This is a genomic window from Endozoicomonas montiporae CL-33 (assembly GCF_001583435.1).
GTDB classification, from domain to species: Bacteria; Pseudomonadota; Gammaproteobacteria; order Pseudomonadales; family Endozoicomonadaceae; genus Endozoicomonas_A; species Endozoicomonas_A montiporae.
In genome coordinates this window covers 3,898,528-3,914,678 of the sequence record NZ_CP013251.1, presented here as the reverse complement: position 1 = coordinate 3,914,678, position 16,151 = coordinate 3,898,528, and the positions used below count along the sequence as shown (strand labels likewise).

The following is a 16,151-nucleotide window of genomic DNA, read 5'->3' as shown; positions in this document are numbered from 1 at the left end:
TGTTACCTTCTTGGTGACAGGGCTTTTAAACTCTCCCAGATCATGACTGACCTAAATCTATTCTCTCAGGAAGACGTTGAGCAGGAAATTCAGAGCCTGCGTCAGCAGATTAATCACCATAATCATCGCTACTATGTGCTGGATGATCCCCAGATCAGCGATGCCGCTTACGATAAGCTGCTGCAACATCTGAAACAGCTGGAAACGGAATATCCTGAGCTGGTGACGGAAGACTCTCCGACCCAGCGTGTCGGGGCACCGGCCTTGAAAGAGTTTGGTCAGGTGCGCCATGAAATGCCGATGCTGTCGCTGGATAACGCTTTTAATGAAGATGACCTGAAGGACTTTAACCGCCGTGTCAAAGAGCGTCTGACGGAAACAGGTGATATTGAATACGCCTGTGAACCGAAACTGGATGGCATTGCTGTGAGCTTGCTGTACGAGAATGGTTTGCTGGTGCGCGGAGCTACCCGTGGTGACGGTACCACCGGAGAAGATATCACCCTGAATGTACGCACCATTCCTTCTATTCCTCTGAAGCTTATGGGGAATGGCTGGCCACAGCGGCTGGAAGTACGGGGAGAAATTTTCATGCCTAAAGAAGGCTTTGAAAAAATGAATGCCCGCGCCCGGGCCAGAGAAGAAAAAGTATTTGTTAATCCGCGCAATGCAGCCGCAGGCAGTTTGCGCCAGCTGGATTCAAAGGTGACGGCACGTCGGCCGCTGGATATGTACTGCTACAGTGCCGGTATTGTTGAAGGTGGCAGCCTGCCGGAAAAACACGCCGACATTCTGGAGCAGTTCAGTCAATGGGGGTTGCGCATTAACCCCGAAATGCAGGTGGTAACAGGTATAAAAGCCTGTGAAGCCTATTACGAACAGCTGGCAGAAAAAAGGCCGGATCTGCCTTATGAAATAGACGGCATTGTCTATAAAGTGAATGATCTGGCGATGCAGGAACAGCTGGGTTTTGTTGCCCGTGCGCCACGCTGGGCGATTGCCCGCAAGTTTCCTGCCCAGGAAGAGATGACTCTGCTGAAAGATGTGGAATTTCAGGTGGGTCGCACCGGTGCGATTACACCGGTGGCCAGACTAGAGCCTGTGTTTGTGGGTGGCGTTACTGTCAGTAATGCCACTCTGCACAATATGGACGAAATCACCCGGCTCGATCTGAAGATTGGTGACACTGTGATTGTCCACCGGGCAGGAGATGTTATCCCGAAAGTCGTGGGTGTCGTACACTCCCGCCGACCTTCTGAAGACCAGTTGCGTGAGATAGTGATGCCAGACACCTGTCCGGTGTGTGATTCTGAAATTGAGCAGGATGAAGGGGAAGCAGCTGCCCGCTGTTCTGGTGGATTGTACTGTTCGGCACAGCGTAAAGAAGCCATCAAGCATTACGCTTCCCGCAAGGCACTGGATATTGAAGGGCTGGGTGATAAGCTGGTGGATCAGCTGGTTGCCAGAGGTTTGATTAATACCGTGGCTGACCTGTATCGCCTGACCGTCGAACAGGTGTCAGGTCTGGAACGCATGGGCAAAAAATCGGCCACGAACCTGGTCAATGCGCTGGATCGTAGTCGTACGACGACGCTTGCCCGTTTTATTTATGCGCTGGGCATTCGGGAAGTGGGTGAAGCCACCGCACGCAGCTTGGTCAGTCATTACAAAGAGCTGGAAGCAATTCGGTCAGTGTGCGTTGATGACCTGCAAACGGTGGACGATGTCGGGCCGGTAGTGGCATCCCACATCGAAAAGTTTTTCCGACAGCCTCATAATCAGGAAGTGATTGCTGAACTGATTGAACAGGGTGTGCACTGGCCAACGGTTGAAGCTCCGGCGGCAGGAACGGAACAGCCGCTTGCCGGTGAAACCTGGGTATTGACCGGCACTTTGCACTCTATGACCAGAGATCAGGGGAAAGAAATCCTGCAACAGCTGGGTGCCAAGGTGTCCGGCTCGGTTTCAGCCAAAACAACAGTACTGCTGGCGGGTGAAAAGGCAGGATCAAAGCTGACCAAGGCTCAGAATCTGGGCGTTAAGGTCATTTCCGAAGACGATTTTATGGCACTGAAAACGGACTGGGGCGTTGAATGATAAAGATGTCGGCCTTGCTCTTGAACAGAGGCTTATTAATAAGAAAGCACTTCAATAAACTGGGCGGGCTGGTTTTACTGACCAGCCTGCTGCTAACCGGATGCAGTAGCACAGTACCGCCAGCGGATGCCCACAACCTGTGCAGTATTTTCAAGGAGAAGCCCAGCTGGTACCGGGCGGCAAAACGATCCGAGAAAAAATGGGGAACCCCTGTGCAGATCCAGATGGCGATCATGTATCAGGAATCCAGTTTTCGACACAATGTTCGGCCACCTCGCCCGTACTTCCTGTTTATTCCTTTGCCGCGAAAGTCTTCGGCGTATGGTTATGCCCAGGCTCAGGACGGCACCTGGCAGGAATATCTGGACGAGACCAGTGGCTTTTTCAGAAGCCGCACTAATTTTGCCGATGCGATTGATTTTATTGGTTGGTACACCAACAAGGCTCGTCGTGTAAATGGAGTATCACTCTGGCGAGCTGATCAACTGTACCTCAATTATCATGAAGGTTATGGCGGATATCGCCGCGGTAGCTACAAAAGTAAGCCCTGGCTGATGAATACTGCGCAACGGGTGAAGAGTCGCGCCAGTAATTATGGTGAACAACTGAGACGTTGCAGATTGTAAATAAGACGCTATTAATGACCCTATCAATGACCCTATCAATGACACTATCAATGACAAAGACCAAAAAAATATGGATATCCGGTGTTTCCGGACTCGCAGGGCTTGCGGTGCTCGGCATGCCAGCACTCAACGGCTTTCTTCTTGAGGGGCGCCTGAACAATGACCTGATTGCTCTGGCAGAACAACACGATTATCGGGTTGAAAGTCTGGAGATTAACCGGGGTTATGGCAGCACGGAGCTGGAGCTGTCACTTCAGGGAACAGGGCTTCGCAAGATTAATGGTCAGTCACTGGAATTGGCCGGCACTCTGGAGCATGGCAATTTCTTTTCGGTGCCGGGCATGATCTCCGGCGATCTGGATATCAGTTATCACGCTTATGAACAGGGTGTGCGCTTTACCATGCCCGGAACGCTGAGTGGTTCCATGAATCTGAATGGTTCGGTGTCTGCCAGATTGACGACAGAAGGCATAGAGTTGCCTTTGGATCCCGGAGCGGTTCTGACCCTGCAAGTGGCTCCGGCAGCAGGGCAGCTGACCAGTCATCGCTCCGGAACCATTGCCGTTGATATGGAACCTCTGATGTGGACGGTGACTGAAAACAGTGAACCACTGTTTGTGATGGATATGAACTCGCCGGTGATGGAGTTCAGCACCCGCCAGCAAAGCTGGTCGATGACGGCTCCGGAAGTGTCCTATTCCATGCCTGCCGTTTCTTCGGACGTGTTACTGGTTGTGGATAACATTCAGGCGGAAGGTCGTCAGACCAGCGATGACGATCAGGTAAATAGCCATTTTGCAGTCAATACTGGCCCGGTACAGGTACCGTCTTTGTCTGAGCAGGGGCTGGATAGCTTGATTGAAGGCGTAACCGTTCGCTCCAGTGTTGAAAACCTTGATCGAAAGCTGCTGGAGCGTATTCCGGAACTGCTGGGGCGTGGTGACGCCGAACAGCTGATGTCGGTGCATGATGCCAGCCAGTGGTTGCTTGATCTGGTGACTTCGCAGCCTCGCGTGGCTGTTGATGAACTCGCAGTGCAAACCAGTAAAGGCAGCTTTGCCTTTGCTTTTGATCTGGCGGGTACCGACAAGACCAGAGCCTTTGTTCAGGGCTTGCTGGACAACCCGCCGCAGACCCTGGTCGAAGAAAGCCTGATGGCTCACGCGGCTCTGCAGTCCATGGCGATGTCGGCTTCAGTGCATTTATCGGATGATTTACTGGACTGGGGCTGCGAGTTTATTCCACAACAAATTGTGCAGGAACAGGGTGGTCAGCCAGCCGAAGCGGTACTGTACAGTACGCTGTGTAACACCATGGTCAACAGTGGCGACTTTCTTACGATGTCCTGCCTGCAGTTTCAGGAAGCGGAACAGCAAATGCAATGTCTGAACAGCATGCAGCAGGCAAAAGGCGCGTGGAAGGAAAGCAGAACCGTGAAAATGGCGCTGGAAGATGGTCAGCTGCTTTTGAATGGCGTTGAGTTGAATGGTTTTCCGCTCTGATTGGTTTTTTATTCACAGGTGAGGGTTTACCCCTGCCTGTGAATGATCAGTGGCTATCCAGCCTGCAGACTTTTTTCCAGCTCACGACTGTATGGGACAATATTGACACTTTCCAGGTTCGAATCAAAAACAATGACGACTTCGCCTTGCTGCAGTTGCTTCAGAACCTGTTTAACTTTTTGCTCCAGAGTCTCGTCATAACCGTTGTCGGTACCTTCACGGCTAACAAACTCTTCAATAAGGTTTTCAAGCGTTTCAGGTGTAATGTCCTTATAAGGAATAATCATTAAGTGTTCCGATATCCAGTTTATTAGTGATGAGAAAATAGCACTTTTGTTTTGGAATGAACACTTGGATAAATTTGAATATAATTTTCAAGTTCATATTCTAATCAATAAAATATTTTAATCGCTCAAAGCACCTTTTAAATAACTGTCTATTCTTAAAGCTCTGTTTTAATAGCCAATAGATGATATGCGACAGTTTTTCTCTTTATTTCAACGCTTCCAGCTGATGTTGGTTTTATTGTCTGGTCTTGCTCAGGCCAGCAGCGAATATAGGTATGTCACTCAGCCCGTCGGCATGGATAGTCTGCTTCCTGTTATTGAAATTTCCCCTGATGGATTGATTCCGGATGATGGTAGCAACTGTGCGCTGGTTGATTCCGAAGGTTACGCCCATTTCTATCTGACCGCCCCGTCTCAGCTTAAAGATGATTATTGGGACAGCAAGTACTACAACCCGATTCGTCCCGGTAGCACCGCCATGGATGAAGGGTTTGATTACACGCATCATGGTTTGTATCTGGATCTCGCTGGCATGAATCGCTTGGGGCATTCGACTGTTGACAGCGAAAGGCTTGATATACCTCGTACCAGCCTGCGAGCTATTTATTCTCCCGGTAATGAAGGTAAGCGTATCTGCCTTTTTACCCAGCATAAACCCGGAAAATCACCTTATGAAAGGGTGCCTTCTGTGCTGGAAACCCTAGGGTATCATGCCATGATGCTGACTGTTTCCGGGGGAATCGACAAGTTGACAGGAAACAGGCTAAATAACTTTGGTGGCATAAACCCCTTTGCTCATATACATGGTTATACCATGTTGTTTGCTCAGTTAAAGGCGGGTCGTGATCTGAAGCGCTTTTTTATCAATCACGGTTTCTCAGCGGCTGGATCTACCTGTTCAACTATGGCTATACAGGGGGCATTAGCTTACTTCAAGCTCGTAGATTTCTTAACCGAAATGAAAGATCTTACATTGGCAGGTCGTTACGCTACGTTTTGGCTTTCACCCCTGTCAGGTAACACCTTGGATTGTATTACGCAGGCGGTTATTCAACCGGTTGCCGAGTATATTTCACCGGCTAATGGTACTGTTCGGCAACCCGCAAGTAACTTAATCACGGATGCCTGGTCTGCATATAGTGGCTTTGGCGCAGCCAGTTTGCTTGCCCCCACTGCAAAAAATGCAATGCTGAAGGCTATGTTGGTTAAGGTAACTATTTCCTCAGGAGGACGAATTCGTCATTTTATTAGATGTTTAACCGAGCTTGAGAGAGGGGCGGATGCTGAAATATATTCGGTTTTTCAGGAAGGGTTGGTTTACATATCGATGTCGTTTTTAGGGGGAGAAGGAAAGGTAACCAAGGTTTTATTTGATGAGTTTTTAAAGCAAACAAGCTCATCGTTTATGGGTTATGAGTTGTCCAGTAACCAGCGCATGCAAGAAGTGGAAGAGTGGTTCCAGGGGCAGATTAACGGAGGGCTCGTAACCCTTGGGGCGCTTGCCGGGCTTCAGGCTTCGGCCATAGCCTCTCCGTATGCTGCGAAGCTGATCGCTTATCTGGCTTCTGTCGCGCAAACTTCTGTACCAGGGTATGCTCTGGCAGCAAAAGGGGCAAACAACCTGTTTTGGTTAACGGGCAAAGCTGGAGGCCTTGCCGGTGGAGCTGTCAAAGCTTTCCCGGGTGCTGAGCGACTTCTCTCGTTTAAGCTTTTTCCCGAGCTGTTTGTTGCTCACTCATTAGCAAAAGGAGTAGCCCTGCATGTGAGCCTGAACTATGTCGGACCAACCTCGGTGCTGTTCACAAAATTGATCGCGGATATGATGACAAACGCCTCTGTGCCAAGGGCGCCCATAAGAACCCTGGTTCAGGCTGACCAGAGGCTTACCATTGGTCACTATGTTGATGATGGCAGCAGGCATCGTGTTAATTTTCAGCCGTATAAGCTTCCAAGTCAGTGACGAGAAAGTGGTCGCCCCGGGATTCCCACACCACATTCACATCCCATAAAGCCGATCCGTGTCGTCGTCCGGTGGTTTCACGGAGATAAGCCGGACGAGGATCCTGCCCCAACACCTGCCGGATAAGAAGTACCAGCTGTCTGCCGGTTCTTTGTTCGTACTGTAAGCATTTGGCCATGGCTCGTTCTGTGAATTCAACTTCAGCCATGACGGCGGGTAATGGAGCAAAACCGCCTTTGGCTTCAGGCCGGGCGTCGGCATAAGGCAGGTAAGGTTTGATATCAATAACCGGCGTACCATCCAGAAGGTCGGCTTCTGCCAGCTGAAGAGTCAACTTACCATGACCGGACTGAATACCTTCGAGTCGCACCACGGAGAGACCAACCGGATTAGGACGGTGTGTTGAACGAGTCGCAAACACGCCCATTCGCTGTTTACCGCCCAGGCGTGGCGGACGAATGGTGGGTCGCCAGCCTTCGTTCATGGTTTCGTGAAAAATAAAATGCACCCAGAGATGCGAGAACCCTTCCAGACCCCGCACCAGGTTTTCCTGATTGTAAGGCGGTAACAGCTCCAGTTCCGCTTCGGCTGCCGTCACAATACCGGGCTGACGGGGAATACCAAACTTCTGCCGGTAGCAGGAGTGAATAACACCGATCTGGTCGAACTGAAAGCTTCTGGACACACTGATTCCATCTGGGATAACAATAACCCGCGGACTTTACCGTACGGGCAGAATTATTCAATAGCTGTTGGTTTATATGCGCTCATCTGTGTTGCTTCGGTAAATAATAGTGTTGTGTCGGGTAATTTACGGTTAGTACTGAAGTTCAGCATTCTTTATTTTTAATAGAATGCTGACATGCAAAAAACATCCAAGACCTCGCGACCTTCTGGTAAAACCATCAGCTCTCTGGTATCTGCAGATACTGTTAAATTTGAGCTGGCTTTTCTGCATCCAAAATACTGGGCATTGTGGTTGTTAGTGGGACTGTTGTGGATAACCACACAGACGCTTCCTTATCGTTGGCAACTTGCACTGGGGCGCAGACTCGGACGACTGTTAATGACGGTTGTGCCTTCGCGCCGGAAAACCGCTGAGCGTAACCTTGAACTTTGCTTTCCCGACATGCCAGACGACGAGCGTCGAGCGCTGCTGATCAAGAATTTTGAATCCACCGGCATTGCCCTGTTTGAGCTGGCTATGGCCTGGTGGTGGTCTGATAAACGACTGAGTAAGCTACTGACGTTTAAAGGGCTGGAGCATATAGAACAGGCTCAGCAAGAGGGTCGTGGCGTTCTTCTGTTTTCTCTGCATAGCCTGACACTGGAAATTGGTGTGCGTCTGTTTGGTCTTAAGTCAGATGGTCTTGGGGTTTATCGTCCGCACAATAATCCGGTCATGGAATACCTACAGGTGCGTGGTCGTTCCCGTTCAAACAAGGGCATGATTAACAAGTTCAAACTGAAATCAGCCATCCGGGCTTTGCGACAGGGCGAAATTGTCTGGTATACCACTGATCAGGACTTTGGTCGTGACGGTGCCGAGTTTGTACCGTTTTTTGCCGTGAAAGAAGCAGCCACCATTACTGGCAGCAGCACCATGTGCCGTATTTCCAAGGCGAAGATGATGTCTTTTCTGGCAACCCGAAATGCCGACGATTCAGGCTATACACTGGAAATTTCCGAGCCGCTGGATGACTTTCCCAGTGGGGATGACCGGGCTGATGCTATTCGCTGTAACAAGATTATAGAGCAGGGCATTCTGAAGGCGCCGGAGCAGTACATGTGGTTACATCGTCGTTTTAAAACACGACCCAATCCGGATGATCCAAGTTTGTACGGGAAGCAGCCTGAGTTTGCTGATGTATCAGTAATAGCAGAGGCTAGTTGAAACGACAAAAGGGTAAATCTTTACCCTTTTGTCGCTATGGACAATTAATGCCAATTCCGCCTTATAAACTGATGTTACGCACCTTAAACGAAGGAATCAGGGCTACAGAGCAATGACCTCGTTCGGAAATCTTGATGATTCGTAGAGGGTGCGTAACTCCAGTTATAAACATGAATTGGTCTAATCAGGCTTCCAGGGGTTGTTGGCGATTGCCAATGCGGTGGAAGTCGATGTTTTCTTCTTTTTCGCCTGCGGTTGCATCGTTAAAGACGGCCTGATCCAGAGCACCTTCACTTTTCGCAACAATACAGGTCACTACGCTGTCGCCGGTAATGTTAACGGCGGTACGCACCATATCCAGCAGACGGTCAACACCCATAATCAGGGCAATACCTTCGAGCGGCAAACCTACCTGCTGCAGCACCATTGCCAGCATCACCAGCCCCACACCCGGAACACCAGCGGTACCGATGGAAGCCAGAGTAGCGGTCATGATCACTAGCAGGTAGTCGTTCAGGAACAGCTCGACACCGAATGCCTGTGCAATGAATACAGTCGCTGCGCCTTGCATGATGGCGGTACCGTCCATGTTAATGGTACTGCCCAGAGGAATGGTGAAAGAAGCGATCTGGTTCTTCACACCCATGCGACGGGTGACAGCTTCCAGCGTCACCGGAATGGTGGCATTACTGGACGCAGTGGTGAATGCAAACATGAACGCGTCCTGAATTTTTTTCAGGAACAGACTTGGACTCAGGCCAGTGGTGACTTTCAGCAGACCACAGTAAGTGATGAATACCTGCAGGGCCAGTACCCCGATAACCACCATAAAGTACTGGAACAGGTTACCGATAGCGCCAAGGTTCATGCTGTAGAACAGTTTCGCCATCAGACCCATCACACCGTAAGGTGCCAGATTCATGATCAGGGTGACCAGTTTCATCATCACTTCATTCAGGGCAATGAACAGGTTAACCACGGGCTGGGCAGGCTTGCCTGCCGCTGCAATAGCGATACCAAACAACAGCGCAAATACAATGATTTGCAATGTGTTGCCGGACGCCAGGGCTTCTACCGGGTTGCTTGGGAACATGCCGATAATGACTTCTGAAATGGAAGGTGCGGTTGATGCAGCGTAGGTGCTGACACTCTCCAGATTGGCTCCTTCACCCGGAGATACCACCAGGGCGACAGCCATCGCCAAACTGATAGCAATACAGGTGGTTAAAAGATACAGGGCAATGGTTTTACCGCCCAGGCGTCCCAGTACAGTAATATCTTTGAGAGAACAGGCTCCACACACGATAGAGGTGAAAACCAGAGGTACCACAATCATTCTCAGAACGGTCAGGAATACCTGTCCTATGACGTCAAACACTCCGTTGACCAGATACTGTTCAACGAAGGCCACACCTTCAAACTGGTGACGCATGATCAGACCGATCAGCAGGCCTGTGACCATACCAATCAGTACTTTGGCGGTGAGAGAGAGTCGAATCCACTGCTGCATATTATTTATCCTTTATTGCCGAACAAAACGCCTGCATTAATTTCGTTGTTGTGTCGTATCTAAGTACTCCGCTATACGAAATCATATATTCTGACTCATTGTTCAGGCACTGCACGGCGTTGCAACTCTGGTCACATAGCTCGCTATGCTCCCGCTGTTGCGCCTTGTTCAGTACCTGCCCAATAAGCCAGAAATATTCGATTTCGTATGGCTGAGAACTTGCAGGCTCAGTGCGGGGGAGGATTGTCGATCAGACTGTTGTGGTTGTTATGGCTGTGTAATCTCAGCAGGTGATGAAGCTTCTGTGAGCATAAGAATCACTTATGATCTCTCAGACGGTGAAGAGTTTTTATAGGTGTAGCTTATCAACCAGAACCCCGGCGGTTATAAAGGTTAGAGAGTCGCAAGGTAACCATGGTTGATTTAAGTCAATAAACAGCAAAACGGATACTGAAAATAGCTGTTTTAGGGTTAAAAAGACGTTTTTGTAATCTTTTGCAGTTTTTTTCACTACCTTGTTCGGTCTGCATTTGTTCGATTTCGGCTAGTACGTAACTGGTGGGTGTTGATCTGAATCAATACGAAAAGGTGGGAATGGGTGTTTATTGATCATTATCGTCAGGGGCGCTGGTAAAATTATATGCAAAGCCTCCCGGAGAACTTGGCAATGCTTATCCACTGGAGGTGACTTTTAACTCAATAACGCCGGTTATGATCAATGCGACACTGGCCAGTTGCATAAGGCTGACCGGCTCTTTCAGGAAGAAATAATACCAATTCCGTTTTCTGAATATGACCATGAGCAAGCCAATCCAAATCGCTGGGCAAGGAAAAACGACGAGTAATAACTGGCTATTGCGAGGAGTTCTGACGCCGAACCAGCGGTTTGGAATGGCTGCGCATTTCATGTTTAGAAAGGGGAATTGGTATTAGTTATCGTTGTCGTCTGATAAAGAGTTCATCGTCAACGAGAAGAGACTGTTTAACGCAGCGCGGATTCTTGCCTGCAGGTGTTTCAGAGTGAGACTGCCAGCCCTCTTAGGGCTGTTTTTAAGAGCTGGCGGTGGTTGGTCTGTTAATTGAAGCTTCTTTGCGCTCAACTTTTGCGCTCAACTAAAGGCTGTTGAGTAGGAGACAGTGCCGGTAGGAATTTCCGGGTCATTTGGCATGATCATAAAGTATTCCGGTGGAACGCCGTTTAATGTCAGTCCTGAATGGTGCGTGAAGCCAAATCGAGAGTAATACTCAGGTTCTCCCAGCACAACAAAGCCTCTGACACCTTGTTCTTTCAGTTGTCTTATTGCCTCATTGATCAGTGCCGAGCCAATTCCTTTACCTTGATGAGAGGGTGAGACGGCAACTGGCCCCAGACCCATCCAGTGGCTCTGTTCTCCGTTTATTCTGATGGGAGAGAAGGCAATATGCCCCGTGATCTCTCCATCCTGCTCCATAATCAGGGAAAGCGATAGCTCACCCTGCTTTCTGAGTTGATCGACAATCAGATGTTCAGTCGGTTCTGCACCGGGCTCGTGGTGAGGATGCCCTTTGAAGGCGCTGTAAATCAGGTTACTTATAGCGCCAGTATCTTCAGTGGTTTCTTTACGAATATTCATGCGGTTTTCTATAGCTATAGGGATATATTATGCCTCTGTCGTCTCAGGGCTTTTTTTCAGTACCATGATCATATAGGTGAAACGCCCCTCGAAACGGTCGAGAATGTTAATTTCTTTACGAAGATCCTTGATAGCCAGCGAGTCAGGCATTGTTGGCTCTAGTTCGTCCAGTCTTTGTTCTAACGGTCTGGTATAGCCGTCCCAGGCTTCTTTGCCCATCATCCGGTGAGCCTTCACTTTGTAGCCATGCTGGCGACATTGTTCCAGTCTGTGCTCGACTGTCTGCATGTCGGGATAGCCTGTCTTCCAGAAGTCAGTTATCTCATCGTCTATGAGTTCGTCAGTCCAGACCAGGTCACTGATAACCAAATAACCATTGTCGCTTAACAAAGAGCGCCATTGTTTCAGGGCGTTGGCAAAACCCATGATGTAAGCACTGCCTTCACTCCATAACAGGTCAAAACTGGCAGGCGCGAAAGGAATGCTGGTCATGCTGGCATTGCAGGTGGTGACCCTGCTGCGCAGCTTAAGGCTTTCTGCCTGTTGTTGCAGGAAATCAAGACTTTCCTGCAGGTTATCCAGTGCTGTAATCCTTGCTGAGGTTTGTTCGGCCAGCATGAAGGTTGATGCACCTGTACCACAGCCTATATCAAGTATGTTTTCAGGCTGACCCGGAACCTGCGAAAGTGCCCAGAGAGAATCTTTTTCAGAGCCCGGCCCGTGTCGTTCAAGTCCTTCAAATATACGTTTAAAGTCGTTCATATAACCATCATGTTCATAAGGATTATGTGATAGCCAGCGTACATGCAAACTATCTGTTTCATTCAGCCCCCGGGCCTGTAACCATTGCCCATGAGCGAGAGGCGCTGTCTGCTCGAGATGCTGATGAAAACGCCGCAGTGTTGTGGAGTCTTCGCCCAGCAGAGAGCCCAGTAGTTGTCTGGCCTGCTGTTTTTGAGCTATTTCCTGATCCAGCGTTGCCAGTCTCTGCCTGAGAAGAGCAGGGTCAGGCCCTTTGTTCAGGCAGCTAAGGCAGTCTTTGAGGGACAGTCCGCCAGCCTGAAGTTGTTTAATCAGTATCAGCCTTTGTAAATCCAGATCGCTGTAATATCGGTATCCGTTTGAACTGCGTTGCCCGCAGAGTAGCCCTGTTTTTTCGTAGTACAGTAACGTTGAACGGGATAAACCGGCTTTTCTGGCAAGTTCAGAGATTTTATACACAGGCGCAAGCTTCAGCGGCAGAGGGTAAGCAGCAGACCCTGAATACAAAGGTATACCAGTTCCATCTTCTAAACATGAATTGCGCAGCCATTCCAAACCACTGGCTCTGCGTCAGAACTCCTCGCAATAGCCAGAGCTATTACTTGTCGTTCTTCCTTGCCCAGCGATTTGGAATGGCTTGCTCATGGTCATATTTAGAAAACGGAATTGGTATTACTCAGGAATCAACGATTGATGAAGTGTAAAGTATAAAGCTGTAGACAAGTCAACATTTGCTATACCTCTGAAGAAATATTCTAAAGGCGGGTGATAAGTATGGGAAAACAGTTTTTGGAGATAACCGATGAGCAGATTGAGTTCATCGAAAAACAGCACATCTTTTTTGTAGGTACCGCTGCTCAGGAAGGGACGGTCAATGTATCACCCAAGGGCATGGATTCTTTGAAGGTGCTTAACAGGAATACGGTTGCCTGGTTGAATTTAACCGGTAGCGGCAACGAGACTTCTGCCCATGTGCAAATCAATCCAAGAATGACGATCATGTTTTGTGCTTTCGAGGGAAGGCCTGTTATTTTGAGACTTTATGGGCAGTCAGATGTGCTGCACCCGGCTCACAGGGAGTGGGGTAACTACATTAGTTTGTTCCCGGAAATGCCGGGATCCAGACAAATCTTCTTGTTACATGTGGAGAAAACTCAGATTTCATGCGGTATGGGTGTACCGCTTTATGACTACAAACAGGATCGGGACGCATTGGTGAATACGTTCAGGCGCAGGGGGAAAGAAGGGACAGAGGACTATTGGCAGCAAAAGAACCAGAAAAGTATTGATGGTTTTGATACGAATATTACCGGGTTGTCCGGGCTTGAGACAAAATAATTAGCACTTTAGCTTTGCCCGGACGGCTTGCCTGCCAACAGGTGTGCTATGGATGCAGCAATGACTCAGGGGTAAGAGCCTTTTAGTTGGCCGTAGTTGATAGCCGTTCTCCCTGAGCCTTCCAGTCTTTCAGACCACCTTTATAGTGACGAATACTGTTGTAGCCTCTGGCTGCAGCAAAGTCTGCTCCTTTGTACCATGCAGTACATTGAGGTCCGCCGCAGTAAACAACAATCGGGTAGTCCTTGTTAAAGGGCATGCGTTCTTCAAGCTTCTTTTCATCGACCATGGAGACAGCAGTTGGCAAGTGGCCCTGTTTGTAGGTTTGCTCACTGTTAACGTCGATGATAAAGACTTCGCCTGCATCGATGGATTTTCTTAAGTCCTGATATTTAATTTCCGGATAATGTTTGTCGTAAGCTTTTGCCTGATCGAGTTCTCCGGCAAAGAGATGATTACACAAAACGGTTAAAAAAAGAGCAAAAAAATAGTGCAACTTTGAAGCGCTCATGACCTGAATACTCCGGATTAAAAAACATCTGGAGTATAGATGACAGTTATTAAACTGCCATCATGATTCTAATGGTGACCAGCGGCCTGCAGGGCTCGTAAATAAGGTTCTGAGTGTTGGTGTCTGGCGATTACATCAACAAAATAATGACCAGAACGGTTGCAGGGGTTCAGGTCCAGTTCTGCCTCCGTGTAGAACACCATGAAACGGGAAAAATCGTCTTCCCTCAGGGTTCGGTAGGCTCTGGTCAGAATATGAAAGGCACGGTTCTCACCGGCAGGTGGTTGCAGTGTCAGCAGCTCCTGGATTCGCGCATCGCTGAGCGTTTCTCCGATAACCTTTTTCTTATCTTTTTTCATGATGTGATCCGGACAATAAGTCAGCACGATTCTAACTGAATAAATGCCTGACATATTAATCCGGCTGGCTATATAGATATTCAGTTTTTCTCTAAAAGTGTTTCATTCTGTAAGCACGGAAAATTTTTCTGCACAGGATGTCTATACTCCTATGGCTTCCTGATTTGGTATGAGAGTCAGGCTTTTTTCTTGTAATGCTGTTTGCTTTCTGCAACAGCCCTTCGCTTTATCAGTCTTACAAAGGACTATTGGGCCGTTTTATTAAAATGGACTGCTAACTCGTCTTTTACAGAAATGGCTAAGTTTGAGGAGTTCTAAATGCCAGAAAGTTCTGCAGAGTTTGATGGACGGCGGGCAGGGGATTCTGGCAACCCTGTCAGCAACTGGACGGCCCGTGACACCGGGTGGATGCTCAACCTATTCGGAACGGCGATTGGTGCAGGAATTCTTTATCTGCCCATCAGCGCAGGGGTTGGTGGTATCTGGCCCCTGATTATCCTGTCGATGCTTGCTGGTCCAATGGTCTGGCTGGCGCATCGAAATCTGGTTCGCTTTTGCCTGTCGGGCAAAGACCCTGCCGCTAACATCACGTCTACAGTCAGAGATCATTTTGGTGAAAAGGCCGGGCAGGTGCTGACCTTTGCCTATTTCCTCTCGATCTACCCCATTATCCTGCTGTATGGCATCGGTATTACCAATGTGGTACTCAGCTTTATTGAGCACCAGTTGCATATGGAAATTCCGTCTCGCCTCTGGCTGTGCCTGTCTTTAGTGGTTCTGCTGGTGGCGGTGATGCATGCTGGTGAAACCTGGATGTTAAGGGCGGTTAAACTTCTCTGTTATCCGCTGGTAGCGGTATTACTGGGGATATCTCTGTATCTAGTGCCTCAATGGAATCTTTCGGCATTCGATCAACCCGTTGATTTTCACGGTGTCTGCGTGACACTGTTTCTGACAACACCATTGCTCATCTTTTCATTCAATCATTCGCCCGCATGTTCAGCCTTTGCTCAGGCATACAGGGTTCAGATAAAGGATGAAGAGGCGTGCGCCCGCAAAACGGCACAGATACTGAAACGCAATACGCAGCTGTTGCTGGTGGTGATCCTGTTATTTGTCTTTTCCTCGGTACTCAGTCTGTCTGCAGAGGATATGGCTCAGGCAAAAACCGAGAATCTGCCTATTTTGTCGATTCTGGCCAATCGCTCAGGCAATCCGTTTTTCTCTATCATTGCGCCCTGTATTGCCTTTCTGGCGATTGCCAGCTCATGGTTTGGCGTGTATCTGGGCACACTGGAAGGTATTCAGGGGCTGGTTGTGCAGCAGTGGGTCAAGAAGTGGCCGGACAAACCTGTGCACACAACCGGTTTAAAGCGTTTTTCGGTGATTTTCGTCGTGCTGACCTGCTGGATTGCGGGCTATGCCAACTGGAGCGTGATTGGCATGGTCGAAATGGTGGTGGTACCGGTTCTGGCTACCATACTCTACCTGATGCCGGTTTATGGGTTTTACCGGGTTGAGCGGCTTAAGCACTTCAGACAGCCATTGCTTGACGGGTTTACTGTGTTAGTAGGACTCATAGCCATAACCGCTTTTCTTTTGGACAAGATTTTTTGATATTTCGAATTGATATAGATTCAAACCAATAAGCCTGACGGCTATAGCTGATACTTAGTTTATAACGGAAAAGAC

15 protein-coding genes are annotated in these 16,151 nt (G+C 48.8%); 7 read left to right on the top strand and 8 right to left on the bottom strand.

Annotated elements, in window-relative coordinates:
- Positions 1-42 precede the first annotated feature (42 nt).
- The 3 genes from ligA to EZMO1_RS17910 are packed head-to-tail and all read left to right on the top strand — an operon-like array spanning position 43 to position 4,225.
- Positions 43-2,097, top strand: a complete 2,055-nt coding sequence (gene ligA / locus EZMO1_RS17920; protein WP_034876629.1) for an NAD-dependent DNA ligase LigA — start codon at positions 43-45, stop codon at positions 2,095-2,097.
- A 14-nt stretch (positions 2,098-2,111) separates the two neighbouring features.
- Positions 2,112-2,723 (top strand): transglycosylase SLT domain-containing protein, encoded by a 612-nt coding sequence (locus EZMO1_RS17915; RefSeq protein WP_244886710.1) that lies wholly within the window; start codon positions 2,112-2,114, stop codon positions 2,721-2,723.
- 50 nt (positions 2,724-2,773) lie between these two features.
- Complete coding sequence (locus EZMO1_RS17910) at positions 2,774-4,225, top strand: DUF945 family protein (protein WP_160174074.1); 1,452 nt, start codon at positions 2,774-2,776, stop codon at positions 4,223-4,225.
- 53 nt (positions 4,226-4,278) lie between these two features.
- On the opposite strand, the gene EZMO1_RS17905 is transcribed toward EZMO1_RS17910, so the two are convergent.
- Positions 4,279-4,512 (bottom strand): YheU family protein, encoded by a 234-nt coding sequence (locus EZMO1_RS17905; protein ID WP_034876635.1) that lies wholly within the window; start codon positions 4,510-4,512, stop codon positions 4,279-4,281.
- A gap of 187 nt (positions 4,513-4,699) precedes the next feature.
- Here EZMO1_RS17905 and EZMO1_RS17900 point away from each other — a divergent pair, with 187 nt between their 5' ends.
- On the top strand, positions 4,700-6,472 hold the full coding sequence (locus EZMO1_RS17900; RefSeq protein WP_034876637.1) for a hypothetical protein: 1,773 nt from the start codon (positions 4,700-4,702) through the stop codon (positions 6,470-6,472).
- On the opposite strand, the gene tsaA is transcribed toward EZMO1_RS17900, so the two are convergent.
- Positions 6,438-7,157 (bottom strand): tRNA (N6-threonylcarbamoyladenosine(37)-N6)-methyltransferase TrmO, encoded by a 720-nt coding sequence (gene tsaA / locus EZMO1_RS17895; protein WP_330217122.1) that lies wholly within the window; start codon positions 7,155-7,157, stop codon positions 6,438-6,440. The two genes, EZMO1_RS17900 and tsaA, sit on opposite strands and share 35 nt — an antisense overlap.
- Positions 7,158-7,334: 177 nt before the next feature.
- Here tsaA and lpxL point away from each other — a divergent pair, with 177 nt between their 5' ends.
- Positions 7,335-8,366, top strand: coding sequence for an LpxL/LpxP family Kdo(2)-lipid IV(A) lauroyl/palmitoleoyl acyltransferase (gene lpxL / locus EZMO1_RS17890; protein ID WP_082212134.1), 1,032 nt, complete (start codon positions 7,335-7,337; stop codon positions 8,364-8,366).
- A 184-nt stretch (positions 8,367-8,550) separates the two neighbouring features.
- Here lpxL and EZMO1_RS17885 read toward each other — a convergent pair whose 3' ends face one another.
- From EZMO1_RS17885 to EZMO1_RS17875, 4 genes are all read right to left on the bottom strand, one after another.
- Positions 8,551-9,876 carry a dicarboxylate/amino acid:cation symporter gene (locus EZMO1_RS17885; RefSeq protein WP_034876640.1) on the bottom strand — a complete coding sequence of 442 codons (1,326 nt, stop codon included), beginning with the start codon at positions 9,874-9,876 and terminating at the stop codon, positions 8,551-8,553.
- A gap of 671 nt (positions 9,877-10,547) precedes the next feature.
- On the bottom strand, positions 10,548-10,676 hold the full coding sequence (locus tag EZMO1_RS27845) for a DMT family transporter (RefSeq protein ID WP_269077878.1): 129 nt from the start codon (positions 10,674-10,676) through the stop codon (positions 10,548-10,550).
- Between the two features lie 309 nt (positions 10,677-10,985).
- Positions 10,986-11,489 (bottom strand): GNAT family N-acetyltransferase, encoded by a 504-nt coding sequence (locus tag EZMO1_RS17880; RefSeq protein WP_034876641.1) that lies wholly within the window; start codon positions 11,487-11,489, stop codon positions 10,986-10,988.
- 27 nt (positions 11,490-11,516) lie between these two features.
- A complete protein-coding gene (locus EZMO1_RS17875) occupies positions 11,517-12,710 on the bottom strand; it encodes a MerR family transcriptional regulator (protein WP_034877492.1) in 1,194 nt (397 codons plus the stop codon).
- Between the two features lie 315 nt (positions 12,711-13,025).
- Here EZMO1_RS17875 and EZMO1_RS17870 point away from each other — a divergent pair, with 315 nt between their 5' ends.
- Positions 13,026-13,589 (top strand): pyridoxamine 5'-phosphate oxidase family protein, encoded by a 564-nt coding sequence (locus tag EZMO1_RS17870; protein ID WP_034876642.1) that lies wholly within the window; start codon positions 13,026-13,028, stop codon positions 13,587-13,589.
- 82 nt (positions 13,590-13,671) lie between these two features.
- Here the strand turns inward: EZMO1_RS17870 and EZMO1_RS17865 are convergent, their stop codons facing one another.
- Together EZMO1_RS17865 and EZMO1_RS17860 are read right to left on the bottom strand one after the other, a co-directional pair.
- Positions 13,672-14,100 (bottom strand): rhodanese-like domain-containing protein, encoded by a 429-nt coding sequence (locus EZMO1_RS17865; protein ID WP_051790030.1) that lies wholly within the window; start codon positions 14,098-14,100, stop codon positions 13,672-13,674.
- A 68-nt stretch (positions 14,101-14,168) separates the two neighbouring features.
- On the bottom strand, positions 14,169-14,459 hold the full coding sequence (locus tag EZMO1_RS17860) for a PA4642 family protein (RefSeq protein ID WP_034876644.1): 291 nt from the start codon (positions 14,457-14,459) through the stop codon (positions 14,169-14,171).
- 318 nt (positions 14,460-14,777) lie between these two features.
- Between EZMO1_RS17860 and EZMO1_RS17855 the strand changes: the two genes are divergently transcribed.
- Positions 14,778-16,076 carry an amino acid permease gene (locus EZMO1_RS17855; protein WP_051790032.1) on the top strand — a complete coding sequence of 433 codons (1,299 nt, stop codon included), beginning with the start codon at positions 14,778-14,780 and terminating at the stop codon, positions 16,074-16,076.
- Positions 16,077-16,151 lie beyond the last annotated feature (75 nt).

Coding starts and splice junctions, on each gene's coding strand:
- ligA (WP_034876629.1), top strand. CDS start 43: ATGACTGACCTAAATCTATTCTCTCAGGAAGACGTTGAGCAGGAAATT.
- EZMO1_RS17910 (WP_160174074.1), top strand. CDS start 2,774: ATGACAAAGACCAAAAAAATATGGATATCCGGTGTTTCCGGACTCGCA.
- EZMO1_RS17905 (WP_034876635.1), bottom strand. CDS start 4,512: ATGATTATTCCTTATAAGGACATTACACCTGAAACGCTTGAAAACCTT.
- EZMO1_RS17900 (WP_034876637.1), top strand. CDS start 4,700: ATGCGACAGTTTTTCTCTTTATTTCAACGCTTCCAGCTGATGTTGGTT.
- lpxL (WP_082212134.1), top strand. CDS start 7,335: ATGCAAAAAACATCCAAGACCTCGCGACCTTCTGGTAAAACCATCAGC.
- EZMO1_RS17885 (WP_034876640.1), bottom strand. CDS start 9,876: ATGCAGCAGTGGATTCGACTCTCTCTCACCGCCAAAGTACTGATTGGT.
- EZMO1_RS27845 (WP_269077878.1), bottom strand. CDS start 10,676: ATGGTCATATTCAGAAAACGGAATTGGTATTATTTCTTCCTGAAAGAG.
- EZMO1_RS17880 (WP_034876641.1), bottom strand. CDS start 11,489: ATGAATATTCGTAAAGAAACCACTGAAGATACTGGCGCTATAAGTAAC.
- EZMO1_RS17870 (WP_034876642.1), top strand. CDS start 13,026: ATGGGAAAACAGTTTTTGGAGATAACCGATGAGCAGATTGAGTTCATC.
- EZMO1_RS17865 (WP_051790030.1), bottom strand. CDS start 14,100: ATGAGCGCTTCAAAGTTGCACTATTTTTTTGCTCTTTTTTTAACCGTT.
- EZMO1_RS17860 (WP_034876644.1), bottom strand. CDS start 14,459: ATGAAAAAAGATAAGAAAAAGGTTATCGGAGAAACGCTCAGCGATGCG.
- EZMO1_RS17855 (WP_051790032.1), top strand. CDS start 14,778: ATGCCAGAAAGTTCTGCAGAGTTTGATGGACGGCGGGCAGGGGATTCT.